The sequence below is a fragment of the Trichocoleus sp. ST-U1 genome, assembly GCF_039961835.1.
Classification (GTDB): domain Bacteria; phylum Cyanobacteriota; class Cyanobacteriia; order Cyanobacteriales; family FACHB-T130; genus FACHB-T130.
This window is the reverse complement of the sequence record NZ_JAMPJZ010000043.1, coordinates 1-20,294: the sequence shown is the minus strand read 5'-3', so window position 1 is coordinate 20,294 and position 20,294 is coordinate 1. Positions and strand designations below refer to the sequence as shown.

11 protein-coding genes and 1 pseudogene are annotated in these 20,294 nt (G+C 47.7%); 5 read left to right on the top strand and 7 right to left on the bottom strand.

Features of this window, described 5'->3' with window-relative positions:
- The first annotated feature begins 104 nt into the window (after positions 1-104).
- On the top strand, positions 105-980 hold the full coding sequence (locus NDA06_RS15995; RefSeq protein ID WP_190985780.1) for a phosphatase PAP2 family protein: 876 nt from the start codon (positions 105-107) through the stop codon (positions 978-980).
- Positions 981-1,016: 36 nt separating this feature from the next.
- Here the strand turns inward: NDA06_RS15995 and NDA06_RS15990 are convergent, their stop codons facing one another.
- Positions 1,017-3,494, bottom strand: a complete 2,478-nt coding sequence (locus NDA06_RS15990) for a glycoside hydrolase family 31 protein (protein ID WP_190985781.1) — start codon at positions 3,492-3,494, stop codon at positions 1,017-1,019.
- Positions 3,495-3,917: 423 nt separating this feature from the next.
- On the opposite strand from NDA06_RS15990, the gene NDA06_RS15985 reads away from it, so the two are divergent.
- Positions 3,918-4,130, top strand: coding sequence for a hypothetical protein (locus NDA06_RS15985; RefSeq protein ID WP_190412242.1), 213 nt, complete (start codon positions 3,918-3,920; stop codon positions 4,128-4,130).
- Positions 4,131-4,137: 7 nt separating this feature from the next.
- Here the strand turns inward: NDA06_RS15985 and NDA06_RS15980 are convergent, their stop codons facing one another.
- From NDA06_RS15980 to NDA06_RS15965, 4 genes are all read right to left on the bottom strand, one after another.
- A complete protein-coding gene (locus NDA06_RS15980) occupies positions 4,138-7,647 on the bottom strand; it encodes a tetratricopeptide repeat protein (protein ID WP_190985782.1) in 3,510 nt (1,169 codons plus the stop codon).
- Positions 7,648-8,014: 367 nt separating this feature from the next.
- Positions 8,015-9,097 (bottom strand): glycosyltransferase family 4 protein, encoded by a 1,083-nt coding sequence (locus tag NDA06_RS15975; RefSeq protein WP_190412244.1) that lies wholly within the window; start codon positions 9,095-9,097, stop codon positions 8,015-8,017.
- Between the two features lie 470 nt (positions 9,098-9,567).
- Entirely contained in the window at positions 9,568-9,852 is a 285-nt protein-coding gene (locus tag NDA06_RS15970) for a hypothetical protein (protein WP_190412245.1), read from the bottom strand.
- Between the two features lie 406 nt (positions 9,853-10,258).
- Positions 10,259-10,867: an Hsp20/alpha crystallin family protein gene (locus tag NDA06_RS15965; protein WP_190985783.1), complete on the bottom strand. Its 609-nt coding sequence runs from the start codon at positions 10,865-10,867 to the stop codon at positions 10,259-10,261.
- 431 nt (positions 10,868-11,298) lie between these two features.
- Between NDA06_RS15965 and NDA06_RS15960 the strand changes: the two genes are divergently transcribed.
- Together NDA06_RS15960 and NDA06_RS15955 are read left to right on the top strand one after the other, a co-directional pair.
- Positions 11,299-11,967: a DUF1614 domain-containing protein gene (locus NDA06_RS15960; RefSeq protein WP_190985791.1), complete on the top strand. Its 669-nt coding sequence runs from the start codon at positions 11,299-11,301 to the stop codon at positions 11,965-11,967.
- 161 nt (positions 11,968-12,128) lie between these two features.
- Positions 12,129-12,419: a hypothetical protein gene (locus tag NDA06_RS15955; protein ID WP_339380513.1), complete on the top strand. Its 291-nt coding sequence runs from the start codon at positions 12,129-12,131 to the stop codon at positions 12,417-12,419.
- A 438-nt stretch (positions 12,420-12,857) separates the two neighbouring features.
- Here the strand turns inward: NDA06_RS15955 and NDA06_RS15950 are convergent, their stop codons facing one another.
- Complete coding sequence (locus NDA06_RS15950) at positions 12,858-18,272, bottom strand: ATP-binding sensor histidine kinase (protein WP_190985784.1); 5,415 nt, start codon at positions 18,270-18,272, stop codon at positions 12,858-12,860.
- 130 nt (positions 18,273-18,402) lie between these two features.
- A pseudogene (locus NDA06_RS15945) lies at positions 18,403-18,631 on the bottom strand (transposase); the annotation flags it as partial.
- A gap of 189 nt (positions 18,632-18,820) precedes the next feature.
- Here NDA06_RS15945 and NDA06_RS15940 point away from each other — a divergent pair.
- On the top strand, positions 18,821-20,294 hold a 1,474-nt coding region (locus NDA06_RS15940; protein ID WP_348251777.1), incomplete at its 3' end, for a CoA-acylating methylmalonate-semialdehyde dehydrogenase.

The window sequence follows — 20,294 nt, the reverse complement described above, 5'->3', positions numbered from 1 at the left end:
CCTGAGACTTTGGTACCGCATTCTAAGCGTGGAATTCTCCTCCAGCACGGCGACTTAGCTAAAACGTAATATATTTAGTTAGGTTTTTTGGAAAAAATTGCGGCATGGGGATTGAGGTACTGTGGAGTGCTGAGTCGATTATTGGGGTTCAGCGCTTTTTTGGGGCTAGCTGGAGTTGGTTCTTTAAGACCCTTACCATACTAGGGACAGTTCCGGCGATCGCCGTGGTCTTTGCTGTGGTGTTGTGGATCTGGGGGCGAGAGCTTGCCTACGGCTTGCTGGGTATTATCCTCTGGGCAACCTTTACAAACGTCCTGATTTGGACACTCTTCCCGGTGCCGCGTCCGCACGACCCGCAGATCGAGATCCGCGAAAAACAAACAGTACCGTCCTTTCCCAGCGGACACACCGTTACTGCAACTACCCTGTGGGGAACGTTAGCTGCGTTCAATCGTATCCCGATCGTGGTTGCGGTGGGTATTGTTGCGGGGGTGATGCTGAGTCGCCTATATCTCGGCGTACACTATCCGGTAGACTTACTCGGTGGCGTGTCGATCGGGCTGATCCTGGTGCTGACTTATCAGCGTTTGTGGTTCGTGCTTTTGCATTGGTTCTCCGGACGCCCCTTTCGATTTTTCTTAATCCTCGGTCTTTCCGCACCCGTTGCAGTGTTTCCTTTCACCGGCTTTTTGCCCCAAGCTTGGGAAATTTTTGGTGCTGCACTGGGTATGGGAATTGGAATGCCCCTGGAATATTGGTACGTTCATTACTCTCCAGATATACTTCCCCTCCAAAAGCAAATGTTGAAGCTGGCGGTCGGTTTGGGAGGACTTGCCTTGCTCGTACTGGTGCCTCGCCTCATCGGCATTTACGGGGTGGCGCTTGAGGTGGTGACGTTTGCGATCGCGGCACTGTGGATCGTTTTCCTGGCACCGGCACTGTTTGTACGCATGAAACTATCATCGACAGGACTGACGTAGCCATTCTCCAATCAAGCTGAAAACAGGCAATTGGGATTAAAAAAACGCTCCTTTCAAACGAATTTGCTGGAAGCGATGGATGCTACCGCCTCCCGCTGCGCTAACGCATTCCACACGATTCCCCTGACAAGTCACTTCTGCCCCATCGATCCAAGCTTGCTGCACTTCCATCCCGTGAAGTTGCACTTGGACACTGGCGTAAGGGAAAGCATAATCCCCGTGTTGTTCTTCCCAGGTCAGTTCTAAACCGTTCTCGTCCCGCACCATCCGGAATCGATCGAGCCGCGATTCTCCATATCCATCTCCGGCGTCGCTGTAAAGATGAGCTTCGCCGGTTCCTTGCACGGGTGGATAGAGGTGGAGAATCAGTTGCCGCTCTTCCTCCATTGGGAGAATACTCCCCGCCCTCACCAGCACCGGAATCTGCTCTAGCGGTGCATCCAGATTCACCAGCTGCGAACCTTCCAGTACGGCATCATCCCAGAAACGATACCAACGACCCTTGGGTAACAGGACTTCACGCGATCGCGCTTTATCCTCGACAATTGGACAAATCAGCAGTGCATCGCCCAACAAGAAAGCATCCTCTACATCCCAAAGTGCAGATTCATCGCTGTCAGCCCAGAAAAGCGGACGAACTGGAGAATAACCCTTCTGGCTTGCTTCCCAAGCCAATGTATAAAAGTAGGGCAGCAGTCGGTAGCGTAATTGCAAGAATTGCCGAATAATACTCAGGTAAGGTTCGCCATACGTCCACGGCGTGCGGTGTTCAACGTTATTAGAAGAGTGGGTGCGGCAAAAAGTCAGAAAACTTGCCATCTGGAACCAGCGCAGGTAAAGTTCAGCACTCGGATTTCCCTGAAAACCGCCGATATCCGGGCCACTATAAGGAACTCCCGATAGTCCTAACCCCACCACCGTTGCCATCGTCTGGCGCAACGCCGCCCAAGTACACTCAATATCGCCCGTCCAAGTCCAAGCATAACGTTGAAGTCCCGCCCAACCCGAACGCGAAACAATGAACGGGCGTTGATGGGGTCTATGTTCCCGCAGACTTTCGTATCCCGCCTCCGCTTGCAGCAACCCGTAGATGTTATGCGCCTCGCGGTGGTCGCCACCTCTCCCTTCCAAGAAATGCCGTGTCGGTTTGGGAAGAGAGCGATCGCCCCAAAGAATAAATGCAGCGGGTTCGTTCATGTCGTGCCAAAATCCCGCCACGCCGACATCGAGCAAGTATGCATACTGCCGACTCCACCACTTGCGTACCGTTGGATTCGTGTAATCGGGGAAAACTGACCAACCAGGCCAAACTGGGGCAACAACAAGCTTGCCGTTGGGGTGTTTGCAAAACGCATCGAGAATCTGACCCTCTAAGAACAAGTTGCTCTGGCGGCTGTACTTAATTCCTGGGTTGAGAATGGCAATAAACTGTACCCCTAGCTCAGCCAGTTCTTGCGTAAAACTTCCTAAGTTGGGAAAGCGCTCCGGGTCAATCGTAAAGGCTCGGTATCCCACCTGACAGTCAATATCTAGGTGAATCGCACTCAACGGCAAGTTATGAGCCTGAAATGTCTTGGCTTCTTTTCGGACTGCTTCTTCGGTACCATATCCCCACTTCGACTGATGATAGCCCAAAGCCCAGCGGGGAGGCAGGGGAGAACGTCCCGTCAACTCCGTGTAACGCTCTAGTAGTTCCGCTGGGGAGCCGGAAGTAAAGTAGTAACGCAGCGATCCTCCGTCGAAGTCAGCGGTGGCGACATCCGCAAACGTAAAATTGGCATTAAAAGAATTTTCATAGAAAACCAAGTAACTGCCAGCGGAGTGAAGACCCCAATAAACCGGAATGCAGATATACATCGGATCTGAACCGGGGGCATACATCCCAGCCGCGTCATAGTTCCACATCCGATAGGTTTTCGGTTGCTCGGTAACTTCTCCTTTCTCCGTCACCTGCCTCGCTGCACGCAGGTTGAGGGAAGAAGCGCGTTCTCCCAAGCCATAAATGCGTTCTTCTTCTCGCAGTTGGGCTTTGTGAATCCATCCCCCGTCTTTTCGTTGCGGCGGGAGTTCTTCCCGTAAGGGTTGCCCAGAGGCGTCGCAGAATTTCAGGCTGCCATCGATTCCGACGATAACGGTGAGATTGTGGCTCGAAACCGTCCAACCCTCCGCCGTTTCTTCCAGCGTCGTCTCGACTTCCGACCAATCCTGACGAGCGATCGCATACGGAATCGGCGGTATCCCCGGCTTCCAATCCACTCGGACTAAATCGCTAGTCAGAAAACAAATTTCTAACTCTGCTTGCTCGAAGTAAAAATTAGCACCTCGATTGCTTGGCTCGCCCCGCAGTAATTTTCCGGGGTTGTCAAAAGCCTCATCGGCTGGCGGATTGAGAAACTCTTGTTCAATGCGATCGCGTTGGCGAGAATAGACCCATGCCTGCGGCATATAACTCACATAGAGCAGCGATCCTAGAACAAAACGTATCTTTAGCGATATTTCTTTGAAGAGACTCATCGTATTTATGCCAGAACAGAGCTAATCTTTTTAACCGATTTAACAAATCTTTTAATCGAGCAACTCTTCAAGAGAAAAGCAAATTTATCTTAGTAAGCTCATCAATCCTAAGTATGATCTCTTGAATTAAAATCTCAATATGCTAAAAAATATTCTGGTAATTAAAAAGACACGGGTGACAAATTCTGGCAGAGCCGGGTTGAAAGCCGTTGAAAGCGAGTTTCGTCTAGATAGCCAGTATAAAAAAGGGGTGCCGCGTCTCCATCTATACTTTTTGAGTATAAATAGACAGAAATGAATAAACAGAAACTAATCAGAAATGTTGGTTTTTTTAGCCAAATTTAAGCCCCAAGATAGGGTATTTCTCTAAACCGACGAGTCTAAGCTGAAAGAGATAAATTCATTTAAATTGAGGAAAAAATTATGCCAGGTGGTCATGCCAGTCATAAAAGCACTTCACCAAAACCCAACACGAATGCGAATGGTCGGATTGATACTGCTGCCGACCTCTCAGTAGAGCCAGCCGATCTTCTGGATGAAGGTGTTGATGCCAGAAGAGCCGAAGAAGAAAGTCCGGAGAATGCCGCTGCGACTCAACGACCGAATCAAGGCGGATCGGGGCAAGAACAGCAGTAATCGGCATTTATAGACCATTGCCAATCAAGATGAAGGGTGCCCAATAATAAGGGTGGCTAAGGCGATCGCTAACATTACCGGGTATATCGCGAATCCGTTCGACGACAAAAATGCCCCGTTCTTGACCCAAAGCTGTATAGTCGCCGGTAATCAAGGCGATTTGTGCTTGGCGGAGGGATTCAGCTTTTGGGGTATTGCCATTTTCTAGGGCGGTATAGAAAGCATTCATCAGTGCTTGGGTACCGCCATCATCGACCATCCACAAAGACGCGATCGCCGCCCTCGCACCCGCCTTTTGCATCAGGTACCCAAAGCCTAAAATCTCTTTCCCATCACCTAATTGACCGCCGACTCCGGTTTCACAGGCAGAAAGTACGACCAGATCGGTGTTTTTCAGAGGCCAAGTTTCGACATCGCGGAAATTTGCGCGATCGCCATTGCCAAATAAAATAAACGAATCTTCTGGTTTACCCGTGACAAAAGCGGCATGAGTCGCGAAGTGAAGGATAGAATAATCGCTAATCCGGGCTAATATCTCCTTTTCGCTAAAGTCCCGATTGAGTAAACCTGTCGTGCTGGGAAGCATCGCCACCAAGTTTTCGACTTCCTTCCCTGCAAAGCGCAATCCTCCAAAGTTGAAGTTGCGATCGCCGACTTGAAAGCTGTAATTTCCCTGACTGAACGCACCCGCTAAAATCTTAGGCGCTTGGGGTTTCTTGTCCCACTCGATCAGACTCAAGGCAGTGATATTATTGACGCGGTACTTCTGCACCAACCACTGATTGCCGTCATACAAAGCCGCCAGGGGAATGTAACGCAGTTGCCCGTCTGGGGCATAGATAATCGTCTGGGCGTTCGCTTCTTTAAGGGCAGCTTCTATCGGTTGAATGAGCCAATTGTAGAGTTTTTGGGCAGGTTCTTTCGCATTCGCGTTCGGATTTTTCAAAGCTGAGCGAAAATCGACAATGGTGCGGTTGAGTTCTTCTCGTTTGACGGGGACAGTCTGATGAATCGGAGGCGCGTAGGGGGTAATGAGTACCAGTTCCAGGCGGTCTTCGAGAATCAGCGGATAGAGAAGAACGGCATCTTGTGCCAGTTTCTTGAGGTTGTCCTGTAAACCTACAAGCATTTGCGGGCTGAGGTTTTCGCTGCCTGTAGTTTGGTTCAGTTGCCCGACAAGAGTGACAATTTGGGGAGAACCGATGAAATCGAGAAATTTTCGAGTTGATTCCCGCTGAGCGGTTTCAATCTGCCGTCGGCGCTGTTCTTGCTCAGGGGTGCGATCGCTTGCGGGAATTTTCTGGAGTTTCTGTAGTTCTTTACCGATTTGGACAACGGAAGCGAGTTCAGTATTGTACTCACTCAAAAGTCGCTCTTCTAAGGGTAGATATTCCACCCCCGGTTTTGTATTTTCGTTCCCTTGTACGGTGCGGAGGTAATCGTCGAGTTCTTGAACTTTGAGCAAGTCGAGGACTCGTTGCGCTTCGAGTACCCTGTTTTCTTTGAGCAAAAGGTCAGCGAGACGACGATAGGTGGCTGCAACGGTTTCGGTGTAAGACTGCTGTTGCTCTTTTGGCAGGCTTCTTAAATCTTTGCGAATGGCTTCCGTGACATTGACGGATTGTTTCAAGAAAGCGATCGCTAATTCTGGCTGTTTCTGTTCTTCTAAAAGCAAACCAATATTATTGAGGGTTAAACCTTCCCCTGGCTTGTCGCCAATTTCTTTAACAATCGATAAAGCTTGTTGATAAAATTCCAAGGCTTTTGGGTACTGTTTCTGGTCGTAGTAAACTGCCCCAATATTATTGAGGGTTGTCCCTTCCCCTGCCTTGTCGCCAACGTCTCTGCGAATCGCTAAAGCTTGTTGATAAAACTCCAAGGCTTTTTCGTACTGTCCCAGGTTGTAGTAAACTCCCCCAATGTTATTGAGAGTTGTCCCTTCCCCCGTCTTATCGCCAATTTTTGTGCGAATTGCTAAAGCTTGTTGATAAAACTCCAAGGCTTTCGGGTACTGATTTAATTTTCGGTGAACTAACCCGATGTTGCTGAGAGTATTTGCTTCCCCTGCTTTGCTGCCAACTTCGATGAGAACCGCTAAAGCTTGTTGATAGAATTCCAAAGCTTTCGGATACTGTCCCAGATCCGAGTAAACTAACCCAATATTGTTGAAGAGCAACCCTTTCCATGCCTTGCCACCAATTTCTTTACCAATCGCTAAAGCTTGTTGATAAAACTCCAACGCTTTTGGGTACTGTCCCAGATCGGCGTAAACTAACCCAATATTATTGAGAGTCATCCCTTTCCCCGCCTTGTCGCCAACTTCGGTAAGAATCGCTAAAGCTTGTTGATAGAACTCCAACGCTTTTGCGTACTGCCCCAGTTCGCCGTAAACTTCCCCAATATTGTTAAGGGTGCTTCCTTCACCCGCCTTATCGCCAATTTCTTTACCAATGGCTAAAGCTTGTTGATAAAACTCCAAGGCTTTCGGGTACTGCCCCAGATCGCTGTAAACTCCCCCAATATTGTTGAGAGTGCCTCCTTCACCCGCCTTATCGCCAATTTGTTTACGAATGGCTAAAGCTTGTTGATAAAACTCCAAGGCTTTCGGGTACTGCCCCAGGTTGTTGTAAATTAACCCAATATTGTTGAGGATGTTTCCTTCCCACGCCTTAGCACCAATTTTCGTGAAAATGGCTAAAGCTTGTTGATAAAACTCTAAAGCTTTCGGGTACTCTCCAAGGCTGTTGTAAACTGCCCCAATATTGCCGAGGTTTGCCCCTTCTCCCGCTTCATTCCTAACTTCTCTAGCAATGGCTAAAGCTTGCTGATAAAACTCTAAGGCTTTCGGGTACTCTCCAAGGCTGTTGTAAACTGTCCCAATGTTGCCGAGGGTTGTCCCTTCCCCCCTCTTATCGCCAATTTCTCTGCGAATGGCTAAGGCTTGGTTAAAGAACTCTAGCGCTTTGGGATACTCTCCAAGGCTGTTGTAAACTGCTCCAATATTGTTGAGGGTTGTCCCTATCCCTGCCTTGTCATCAATTTCTCTGCGAATGGCTAAGGCTTGCTGATAGAACTCTAGGGCTTTAGGGTACTGACTCAGTTTGCGGTAAACTAACCCGATGTTACTGCGAGTGTTTCCTTCCTCCGCCTTGTCCCGACTTTCTACAAAAATCGCTAAAGCTTGTTGATAAAACTCTAAAGCTTTGGGATATCGATCCAAGTTGTCGTAAGCTAGCCCAATGTTGTTGAGGCTGACTCCCTCGCCTTCGCGATCGCCAATTTCTCGATTAATCGCTAAAGCCTGCTGGAATTTCTCTAAGCCTTCTCGAAATTGACCCCTATCTAATTGCTGAAGTCCCTCTGCGTTCAGCCGCTTCGCCTCCGCTTTTCTATCTTGGGTCGTTTGTGCTTGAACTACCAGCGGCTCAAAGTTTGAGGTAAGCGGTAAAAGGGGAAATGTTACCGAAAGTAGTAGAGTCGCAGTAGTAAAGCTGAGGTATCTAAGACGGTAGTGCATTGGGAAGTCCTCTTGCCGCTTGGTAGATGGCTTGCTCCCTTATCTATATCTTTATCTGAGCCACAGTTATGTAAAAATTTGCTCAATTATCAAGCACTCCGGTTAGTGGCAAAGCTCATAGCTTGCACCATTGCTAAGTCGAAGGGCATTTGTAGAGACGCGAAATTGCATACAACTTAATTCAGCGAAATTCTTCTTAAGTCGGCTCACTTAACAGCAACAAGGCGAAATGATAACAAGTTTTAGGGCAATTAAAATTCTTAAACTGCGATTCGCTCTTAACTGAACTGAATTGAGAAATCAAGACTTACAGTTTGGATGGTAAAAGCTTCCTCCTCCCTGTAAGATTCCTCAAAACGATTAGCGATTAATGGGTGCTACGCAATTTAGATTGACTGCGGACGTGACCATTTTGCGAAAAGCGCTCTGCCAAGATTTGTTGATAAACTGCTTCGTAACCGTCCGTCATCCGTTGTGCGCTGAAGTGGCTTAGCACGTGTTCTCGACAAGCGTAGCGGTTCAATTGGGCAGCTTTATCAATTGCAGCGATCGCTTCTTCAACGTTGTGGGTCAAAAAGCCTGTCTTCCCGTGAGCAATCACTTCTGGCGTAGAACCCATCTTCATTGCAATCACTGGTGTTCCCGATGCCATCGATTCAATCATGACTAACCCAAACGGTTCGCGCCAGGTAATTGGGAATAAAGTTGCAACAGCCCCTCCCATCAATGCATTCTTTTGAACATGGTTTGCTTCACCTAAATATTCAATCTGCTTACCATCAATGTGAGGCTTGATTTGCTGCTCAAAATATTCCACATCAACGACATCCACTTTCCCTGCCATCTTTAAGTGCCAGCCAGAACGCTTAGCAATTTCTATTGCCAAATGCGGCCCTTTTTCCGGTGAGATTCGACCTAGAAAAGCCAAGTAAGGGGGGTTATCCGGCTGGGGGTAAAACTCATAAATCGTTGGATTGATGCCGTTATAAACTGTAGCGACGCAGTTCAGATTTAGTCTGGGTTCCCGCTGATCATTGGAGATACTAATGAAAGGTTGACGACGGGCGTGCATAAACAGCTTTTCATTGTCTGGGGTAAAAATGCCATGCAGGGTGTGAACAGTAGGCGTTTTTACCAGATTCGCATAAGGCAAGACAGCGCAGCCCATGTGAGAGTGAATGATATCAAACTTATCTGCTTGCTCGTAGACTCGACTCAATTGCAGCATTTCGTAAATGCTATATTCCTTCACTGAGGAGTCTAAACGGAGTGCTTGTGGATGAACAGATTCTAATTTAGCGAGACTGATGGAATCACCAGATGCAAACAAAGTGACCTCATGACCGCGCCGGACTAATTCATCGCAAAGTAACCCGACAACCAATTCAATGCCGCCATAGGCTGGAGGTGGAACACGCTCCCATAAAGGAGCCACCTGTGCAATTCTCATCACTAACCTCTTAATTGTAGTAAGGTCTAATTTAGATTAGAAGAGGCTCTGTTCTATAGATGTTTTGTTCCTTGTGAAGGATTTTCTAAACAGAGGAAATTACTTCACAAAATTTTAATAAAGACTATTTTGTTTTGCAAATGCTACTTTAGGCGGAAACCTGGAATTAAGAAGGTAGAGATATCCGAACCCAAAAAATATAAAATTTGAGATATTATTTTGAGAATTAAAATACTTGTATTATGAGAATTTTGCGCGTAATAATCTCTTTTTATCTGGCGCTATAACAACCCTATTGGAATTGTGAATCAGCAGAACAGATGACCGACTTCCTTAAAGAAGTCGGTCATCTCGCTCTCACGCATCATTTAGGACTGCTATACCTTTCCGGGAGCAATCGGGCAAAACATAACTAACATGTGAGGTGCGTTCCAGTTACCTCCCACTCAGCTCAGTATTGAAGTAACCGATTAGCTTCCCACAACAGGTTTCGTTGAGGCAGCACAATAACTATCACTCACGACTGTAGAGGTAGAAGACATCTTTACAACTTGTCTGCCAGATTCTCCGGAGTGCAACTGTTTCTCCGGATGCATCACAATCTTCTTACAAACAACTTGATGGCTGCCTACATCTGCAAAGCTCCAGATGTAATTTTCAAAGTCACTGCTAGTCGCGTTAGCTGGAGATAGCGCTAACGCAGACAATAACACTATCTCCAAAGTTAATAGAGCTACGATCGCAATTCTCAGCATAGTATTTCTACCGAACTAAAAATTTTCCTCATCTGTATTTCTCTAATTATTCCCTGAATTTTCGTCTTCGTAAAGAACCAGGCTTAACCTGGATTCCAGGGAGATGCAACCGTACCACGCTTCAATCTCCAGCTGCAACACTACTGGAGATTGAAGGCTGCTGTGGGTGTGTATTTTAAAATCTCAGTTCAAGCCACTGATGCGGCGATTGAAGCAGCACTTAACAGACAAATTGGAATAATCCTTTAACTTGTGGGAATGCACAAAGCTGTTATGTGAACAAATTAACCGCGATCGCACTTGCAGTGATTGCGATCGCGTTTAGTTGTCGTTTCAGCAACAGACGGAATTGCTCCCGTCTGCTGCCATGTTTCTCAGGAGGAATGGAGGATGCGAAGCGCGTTAATTAGGAAGCGATCGCTGATTCAGCTTGAGCCTGGTCATTATGACCGTTACCTTGTTCGCTATTCGCTTCTACCGTCGTGGAAGCATTTGTGGAAGCATTTGCCCCAGCGATTTCCTTTGGCATCGCTATAGCGCTATCGCGCATGGCTACGCTAACGCTGCCCACGCCTTGGCTTTCACCCAAGTTGAGTCTGACAACTCGGCGTTGCGCTTCTTCCACCTTAGGTAGAGTCAGCGTTAAGACGCCATTCTGGAAGTCAGCTTGTACCCGCTCGTTTTGGATATGAACCGGCAAAGGAATCATCCGTTGGAATTTACCGTAACGAAACTCCGAGCGGAAATATCCTTTCTCTTCAACCTTGTTTTCAGAGCGGTGTTCCCCCGAAATTGAAACTGCATCACGAGTCACTTGGACATCGAGATCCTTAGCTTCTAAACCGGGGAGTTGTGCCCTAAGAATGAGGTTGTCCTCCATATCTTGAAGTTCAACCAAAGGCGTCCAAGTCATCTCAGACTCGCGGTTGCCTCTTGCAAGTTCCTCAAACAGTTCGTCAAATTGACGGCGTAAGGTTTCTATTTCGCGGAATGGTTGCCAACGTATTAGTGCCATACGTTCAGTTACCTCCGTTATAGACTTAACTCACTCAACGTTATCGTTTGATAGGCTCGCGCACAGCTTCTTTGATTGCGATTATTTAATATGGAGAAGCTGCTTTACCTGAGGCAAGAAAATAGTCTTTTTCAGTAACTGGATACACTGCTAATTACTTTGAGAAAGCAGCTTTCAGTCACAAGACTTATTTACTTGTTTTAATCTAATATTGTTCTATCCAAAAACTTTTGTCATTAGGGAAAACCCTACCTAGTAAGTAATGCTTTCCACCCATATTGTAGGGCCGCACAACCGCGAACCTTTCCTGCTCGTGTACGGCAATAACCAATGATTAAGGTGGTCAACACCGTCTTACTGGATTTTCTCTAACTTTATACAATAGCGACAGCGTGAAGGACTCAAACCAGGAATCCTTCCCTCAGATGTTTATGATTTATCTTCCAGTTTCACTACTTCTATTTATCCTGTTCCTGCTGCTACTACCTTTTCTTTGGTTTGCTTTAGCGGTGGATGTGGTGCAAATTGCGGTAGCCAAGCTAGGATTTTCTCCCGGTATGGCTGTTTTATTACTAACAGCAGTTATTCTGGGCAGCACTATCAATATCCCCCTCTATCGAGTGGAATCCCAAGCTGACTTGATCGATGACTTTACCTCCTTCTGGTTAAGGCAATTCTGGGGGATTCCTCTGAGGAAAGTGCGGCGTTCAACTGTCGTAGCTTTAAATGTGGGAGGCGGATTAATTCCGCTAGTTGTGGCGCTGTACCAATTTACCCGTGCAGATCCGCTCTTCATTGTCCTAGTGACTGCAATTGTCTCGCTTGTTAGCTACTACGGGGCGAAAGTGGTGCCGGGAATTGGTATTCAAATGAGTCCATTATTGGCTCCCCTAACCGCTGCGCTGTCTGCCATTGTGATTGCAGGGGTTCATGCTGCTCCTGTCGCGTTTGCTGGGGGCGTATTGGGAACGTTGATTGGTGCGGATTTGCTGCATCTGAAGGAAATTCAAGCAATGACACCAGGAGTGCTGAGTATCGGCGGAGCCGGAGTCTTTGATGGCATTGCTTTATGCGGTCTTTTTGCCTTGCTATTGACTTAAATTGACACTCCTAGGACGGAAGCCTCTGGGAGTCTCGATTCAGCACAAACGTAAAGCTTTCGCCAGGAAGCCATAAAGTGACCCAGATCGTACTCGTGCTGCGATTGAGTTCGCCATTTCTTGTGATTTGAATCACAAGAGGCGGCTAAAAGAATCACTTTTTGCTATCCCATCGCATCACCAATGACAACCGGAAATTCACCGATATTATAGATATCGAGTTCAAGTCCCAAACGATGCCTTCTATCCAACTTCTCCCCACCGCCCTCTCTGAGTTATTCGCTCAAGTTACTTATTCTGGTTCCCTGACGCTTGCTGACCGCTACGGACTTATGGCAGCGCTACTTGATGATTCGTTGGGTGAAGAAGAGAGAGATGTCATCGACCGTCTGCTTCGCGCCGCGTGTAAAGGACGGCTTTCGTTAGTGGAGCAAATTTCGGCTGTAATGTAGAGAACAAAGCGGACGGGACTCTAGATAAAAAATAATCGGACTCGAAAGAACTCACTCCTCAGTACACTCCAGATGGGTACTGGGGTTTTTTGTTTTTAATCGCTTTGATTTGGCGAATGTTGGAGTTTAAATTAATCTGAGTTTGGGATAAGAAAAGGAGGAGACATGTAAGCTGAAATGAGTTAAATCTATAATTCAGCCAGTTCCTTCCATATCTAGTGCCAGAAGAACTTTTATGGCACATCGACGATTTGTGCTGCCACTCTGAACTCCAGTGGCGAAAGTCCCGGCTTCAGCAGCCAAAACCCGGAATTTAAGCTGTACAACGGTCGTGCTCAGCGGCAGCAGATCGCCTTTGCATCTATACCAAGATATCTAAACTGTCCGCTGCAACAGAGTGGTTGTACTGCGCCACAGCGGTGGTTGATTTACAGCGTTTCAAGCAGGATAGATGACTTGACCCCGAACCGGGAGGAAGATGGAAAACTCAGTGCCTTGCCCCAACTCCGACTGGACTTCCAGCCGACCATCATGTTTCTCTAGCACAATCTGACGGGCGATCGCTAAGCCTAACCCCGTTCCCTTGCCAACCTCTTTGGTGGTAAACAAATGATCGAAAATCTTAGTTTTAACTTCCTCATTCATGCCTTTACCATTATCATTAATGCGAATTTCAACCGTATTTTGTTCTGGTAATAATGCAGTTTGAATCGCGATCTGTTGGGGATGATGTTCTAATTTTTCAAAGGTTGTTTGCTGTGCCATTTCATCGAACATATCAATCGCATTAGCCAAAATGTTCATAAACACCTGGTTAAGCTGACCGGGGAAGCAATCAATTTCAGGGATTTCACCGTAGTTTCGGATAACTTTAATGGCAGGCCGATTTTCATTCGCGTTGAGTCGATACTTGAGAATTAACAGCGTACTATCTAACCCTTCGTGCAGCTTGGCGCTAACTTTGTGTTCCGTATCGGCACGAGAGAAGGTACGCAGACTGGTGCTGATGCCTTTGATGCGATCGGTCGCTCCTTGCATTGAGTCAATTAACTTAGGTAAATCCTCCAATAGAAACTCTAGGTCAATTTCTTGGGCCAATTTGGCTACTGAACCAGTAGGCGGCTGGTGCTGCTGGTAGGTGTCTAAATACTCACGCAGGTCTTTTACATAATCTTTGGCATTATTAATACTGCCGTTGAGGAAGCCGACTGGGTTATTAATTTCGTGAGCAACTCCTGCCACCAAGTTACCCAAAGTCGCCATTTTTTCATTTTGCACAATCTGAAGCTGAGATTCTTCTAGCTTTTGAGCATAGGCTTGGGCTTGCCGATAGAGGCGAGCATTCTCCAGTGAAATCGCAGCTTGGGCACAGAGCAGATTCAGCAACTTAACGCGATCGCGGGTAAAGGCTCCTGTTGCCAGGTTATTTTCCAGATAGACCATGCCCAGCAACTTGCCTTGTTGCAGAATGGGGCTGCACAGCAGACTCTTGGGCTGTTGGTTTTGGATATACACATCACCGATCAATAGCGGCTCTTGCACAGCGTTGCTAATCACCGCAGACTGCAAGTTGCGTTTAACTTTTGTTACCAAACTGATGGGCACTATACCACTATCGACAAGCGACTGCGCCGGATGCAGAATCTGCGTTTCGATTTGACCCGATTCCGTAAGCTCTGCCTTAGCCTGAACCGTGAGATTTTGTTCCTCACTCAACATCAAAGCGCACTGCGTCGCCCCTGAGGTTTGGATTACCGTAAGTAAGAGAGTGCCAATTAACTGCTCAAGCTCAATTTCACTAGAAAGAGTTTGGGAAGCTTTGAGGATGGCAAACAGATCCAGGGAATCAGAAATACTGGTGGAGGAAGTATTAGTAGCGGTGACAGTTCCAGTGGCAAATACGGTTTCGTCAACAGAGAATGGTGTCTGCGTTGGTTGGAGGATGGGAGCCAGTAGTTGAGGATAGCGAGTTTCTAAGTCGGCGAGTTTGGCTTTCGCCCCCCAGCGAGCATAGCCATAATAGGCTTCAATTATATAAGCTTGGGCGATCCGCTCTTTTTTCCAAGCCAGGTAGAATTTTGCCGCCAGTTCATTGGCAAGGGCTGCTTCCTGAGGGTAGCCATTCGCTTTGGCACCGGCGATCGCTAGGTCATACAGTTCTATCGCTTCCGTTTTGCGATCGAGAACGCGATGTTTTTCAGCTTCTACTAGATGATATTTGTGCAAGTAATTCATGGGGCCATAATCTGCCCACTCTTTTAGCTTGGCTTGATTTTCTTGCATTCGCTGCCATCTAGGTCCTGACTCCAACATCGATTCCGGGGGAGTCGCCAGCACGGTTAGGGAATCATAGAAATATAAGATCGGTTCAACGGTACTTCCCATCCCTCCGGCTAAATACTGTCGGGTTTGAGTGGCATCGTATTCCGCCTTGGCAAAGTCTTCCAGCCAGTAATTCAATGTGAATCGATACAGGTAAAAGAAAGATAGTCGGTAAAAATCGACTTTTGCCTCATCCAGAACTTGTTCTTCATAGGCATCCTGGCGTAGGAGAATCTCTTCCTCTGACTCACCCAAAAGAATTTGAGCCACTTGCCAGTAAGCCAAAACACAGTTTGCTGCCGTGACTTGGTGGAGGTCGCACAACTGTTGGTAATAGGCACGAATTTGGGGTTCGAGTTCAGCGAGCGGTTGACCGCACCAATAAGCATTGAAGCAGTACAACTGGGCATCGTAGCCCATAAATTCTAGATTGCCAGTTTCCAATCCAGCTTGATAGCCTTCCAGCAGAATAGCCAACGTTTCTCGCAGATGGATCGTCCAGTGACCCACATATCCCCCCATTAACAGGGCTGTTGCGGCTCGAATATTTTTGGCATCTGGCTCTGAGGCGAGTTGGTATCCTAATTGCCCAAACTGAGGCACCTTGGTCATGTCTCCCCACAATATCCTCAGTTGAAAGGCGTAACCCGCGTAGCAGTAAGGCGAAACCGGACTATTGCCAAACTGAATTGATAATTTAACCTGGAGGGCTACGACCAGAAAATAAAGCTTTGTGCCGGACATATAGCAGACGGGGGTCAGTCGCGCTGCATTTTGCATAATCGCGAGCTGCTGAGGATCGCTCATGGGGGGCAGATGAAGAAATGACTCAATGGCGCGATCGCCAATTAAGGCATCAATTTCCTGCTTCAGGAGCCGAATATCCTCTAGCGTTGTTTCGTCTGGCAGGTTCACGCCCAACATTCGGAAGACCGATTGACCGATCGCGATCGCTTCAACAAATTGATTGCGGGCGACTAACGCCTGAATTCGGACTTGATAGACTTGCACCTGTTCTAGTGGTGTTTTCGCACGAGCAATCACCGCTTCAATCCACCGATCCATCTGCTCAAAAGCACCCGCCAAAAAAGCCACCTCGGCAGCTAAGTCGTGCAAGGATAGGGTCATTTCATACTGCCGGTGCCAAGCATCTGTTCCTAGCAGTTGCAGCCCTACGGTGGCATATTCGCGGGCGGCTTGATAGGCGGTTGCCAGTCTGGCTTTGCGGCAAGCCATGAGGTTGAGTTGGGCGAGTTCGTCCCGTTCCTGTTGTGCCTCAACCAGCGTCGTTCCATAGTTCAACTGATTGACGATTTCAAAAATGCGTTCTTCTCTGGCGGCTGGGGACACTTGTTGCAGCAACAGTTGTCCGATTTGGTAATGGGTCGTCTGTTTTTGCTCGTTAGGGATGAGAGAATAGGCGGCTTGCTGAACGCGGTCGTGGAGAAAGCGATAGGAACAGTTAAAGGTTTCTGCCTGGTTGACTTCTGCCACCTGAAGTGGTGACGGCTGATAAAACTTATAGACCTCGGCAATCGGTAAAATCACGCCTTCTTGCAAGGCTTTCCAGAGGTCGATGGCGGTATCTTCGGGCGATCGCTCATTGACAATCGCCAGGGTCGCCAAATCGAACTGAGCGCCAATGCAAGCTGCCAGCTTCAAAGCAGTCTGGGTTGCAGCAGGTAATTTTTGCAACTGAAGTGCCATGAACTCAACGACATCATCCGTGAGCGCGAGTAACTTCACCGTTGCTAAGTCGCACTGCCAATGTCCTGCCTGGGAATCAAACGAAATATAGCCGTCCTCATGCAGGGCTTTGAGAAATTGGGTGAGGAAGAAGGGATTCCCCTTGGTTTTTTGATAGATCAACTCTGTCAATGGCTGAGCCAATTCAATCGAGCAACTCAGCGTATCTGCCGTTAACTGATTCACATCCGCTTGGCTCAGGGGTTCCAGGGTGAGGGTATGGATCGGGGTTTCAGCTTTTTTGACCTCATCGAGCATCAGCATCAAGGGGTGAGTCGGGAACACTTCGTTATCCCGATAGGCTCCGATGATGAACAGATAACCGCGCTCGCGCTCTGTCAGCAGTAGCTTCAGCAAGTTCAAAGAAGCGGAATCAGCCCACTGCAAGTCATCCAGGAAAATGACCAGTGGATGCTCTGGGGTGGTGAACACCGTGATGAACTTCTGGAACAGCAGATTGAAACGGTTCTGAGCGGCGCTACCAGAGAGTTCGGGTACAGGGGGTTGCGAGCCAAGTACCTGTTCGAGTTCAGGAATTACCTCGATCAGCACCTGACCATTGTCACCCACTGCTGCCAGGATCTTCGCTTTCGACTCTTGCAACTGCACGTCATCATTGCTCAGCAGTTGACCCATCAGGTCGCGGAAGGCTTGGACAAAGGCGCTAAAGGGAAGATTGCGGTTGAACTGGTCGTATTTACCTTTGATGAAATAGCCATGCCAACGCACAATCGGCTTATGCACTTCATTGACGACGGCGGTTTTGCCAATGCCGGAAAAACCGGCTACCAGCATCAGTTCGGAGGCTCCGTTGGCAACTCGACCGAATGCATCGAGCAAGGTTTGAACTTCTTGTTCTCGTCCGTAAAGTTTTTCGGGGATCAAAAAGCGATCGCTGATATCCCGTTCACCTAAGTTAAACCAGGCGTGTTTGTTCGCAACACCATACTCTTGCTGGCATCTCATTAGATCGTGCTTAAGACCGAGGGCACTTTGATAGCGCTCTTCCGCATTCTTAGCCATCAGTTTGCGAAGGATTTCACCGAGCAGGATGGGCAAATCTGGGTTGAGATCGCAGACAGAGAGGGGTTGCTTCGCTATATGGGCATGAACCATTTCCATTGGCTCGTCAGCTGGGAACGGTAACTGTCCTGTGAGCAGTTCAAAAAAGGTAATTCCCAAAGAATAGAAATCGCTGCGATAGTCAATCCCCCGGTTCATCCGCCCGGTTTGTTCTGGTGAGATATAGGCTAGGGTGCCTTCTAGAATGTTGGGATTTTGAATTTCTTGGGTTTCGCGGGGTAACAGGGAAGCAATGCTAAAGTCAATCAGCTTAATCTGCCCAGTTTCGGGTTGAATCAGAATGTTGGCGGGTTTAATGTCTTTGTGAATAATTCGTTGCTGATAGAGCTGGTGGAGGACATCCACAATTTGCAGAGCAATTGGCCAGAATTGTTCAACCGTCAGCGGGGAAGTCTGGATGTAATGACGTAGAGAGATGCCACCAATGTCTTCCATCACCAAGGCATAGCCATGAGCATAGGGTTCTAGACTCATCGGTTGGACAATGCCTGGAATGTCGAGATTTTTTGCGATCGCATACTGATTGCGAAACTGCACCAATTCGCTGAAGCTAGGATATTCGTGCCGCAGTGTCTTAATCACCACCGGACATTGCTGTAACCTTTGCACTCCTCGATAGACAGCTGTCCTAGAACCTAGATACAGTTGCTCAACCAAGGTATAGCCAGAAAGTTTTGGGAATTGCTGTACTAGAGGAGTCATTAGGTTTAAAAAGCGAGCTTTAACTTTATTCCTAGGATTCCCTAAAATGTTACGTATGTAACAAATAAGCTAAAAGTACAACTTACTTAATTATTCAGAAACTTTCTATATATACCTATCGGCAGGAGTATTAGCACACAGCATCCCTAAGAACAGACTCGCTCGAGTGTCGGAGGGAACTGGAGTGAGAGAAGCATTGGCGAATGCGAGTTTTGAGCCAAGCCCAACACTTTTCAATTCGATTGAGGTCAGGAGAATAGGGGGGCAGATTACAACAGCCTCAATCCAGCCTAATCAAGTAGTGGTGCAATGCGTCCGCCATGATGGAACGTCGCGTTATCAACAATTACCACCTGTCCCTCAGGGTGAACCAGATGTGTGGTTTGATTGCAAGAATGCCATCAGCCTAAGAAACCGTCGGATCTGGACTTTGCTTTGCCCCAAGTTGCTTAACCCGAACTCAGGTTAAATAACCCTCCCCGGTAAAACTTCGGTTCCGGTCTTTTTGGGAGTAGGATGCAAAAAAACCTTTGGAAGGAGAAATCTCTGTGTCCTTCAGAAACCCCTTACCCAACTACATTAACGGCGAGTGGTGTGCTTCCCGCGCCACTGAATACCTGGATGTGGTAAATCCCGCTACTGCCGAAGTTTTAACTCAGGTTCCCTTATCACCTGCAAGCGATGTAGAGGCGGCTGCTGTTGCGGCGGCTGCTGCCTATCCGAACTGGCGACGCATCCCACCAACGGAACGAGTGCAATATTTATTTAAATTGAAATTTCTGTTAGAAGAACATTTAGATGAGTTATCTCGCATCGTGACGCTGGAATGCGGGAAGACCTTTGCTGAGTCAAAAGCAGAGTTACAACGGGCAATTGAGAATGTAGAAGTCGCTTGTGGGATTCCCATGTTGATGCAGGGTTACAACCTGGAGGATGTTGCCCGTGGGATTGACGAAATGATGATTCGTCAACCCGTGGGAGTGACCGCAATCATCGCGCCGTTTAATTTTCCTGGGATGATTCCCTTCTGGTTTTTGCCCTATGCGATCGCTTGTGGCAATACAACCATTCTTAAGCCTTCTGAAAAAGTCCCTTTGACGATGCAGAAGGTCTTTGAATTACTAGAAAAAACTGGATTGCCTAAAGGCGTCGTCAATTTGGTCAATGGTGCCAAAGAAGTGGTCGATGCAATCTTAGAACACTCTACAATCCGCGCCATTAGTTTTGTCGGTTCTTCACCCGTTGCCCAATATGTCTACAGTAAAGCCGCCGCCTTTGGGAAACGAGTGCAATGTCAGGGAGGCGCGAAAAATCCCATCATTGTCCTGCCAGATGCGGATATGGAAATGACGACTCGAATTACCGCCGATAGTGCTTTTGGCTGTGCTGGACAGCGCTGTTTAGCGGCTTCTGTGGCTGTGACGGTGGGAGAAGCACGGCACACTTTTACCGAAGCGATCGCAAATGCGGCACAAACACGAGTCGTTGGCTATGGCTTGGATGAGAATGTCCAAATGGGTCCGGTAATTACCCGTCAAAGTCAAGCACGAATTGAGCAATTAATTCAACAAGGAGCCGACGAAGGTGCGACGGTATTAGTAGACGGACGCAGCGCCAAAATTCCCGGTTACGAACAGGGAAACTTTGTCCGACCGACAATCTTGCAAAATGTCAACCCAAAAAGCGAATTAGCTCGTACAGAAATCTTTGGTCCGGTGTTAGGAGTGATGCATCTAGAGACGATTGAGGATGCGATCGCACTAGTCAATAGCGGTCAGTGGGGAAATATGGCTTGTTTATTTACTAGCAGTGGTGCGGCGGCGCGGCAGTTTCGGTATGAAGCAGAAGCTGGCAATATTGGCATCAATATAGGAGTCGCTGCACCGATGGCGTTCTTTCCGTTTAGTGGTTGGAAAGACAGCTTCTACGGCGATTTACACGGTCAAGGGAAAGACGCTGTGCAGTTCTTTACCCAAACAAAAGTTGTAGTAGAACGCTGGCCTAAAACGTGGTCGCGTCAGT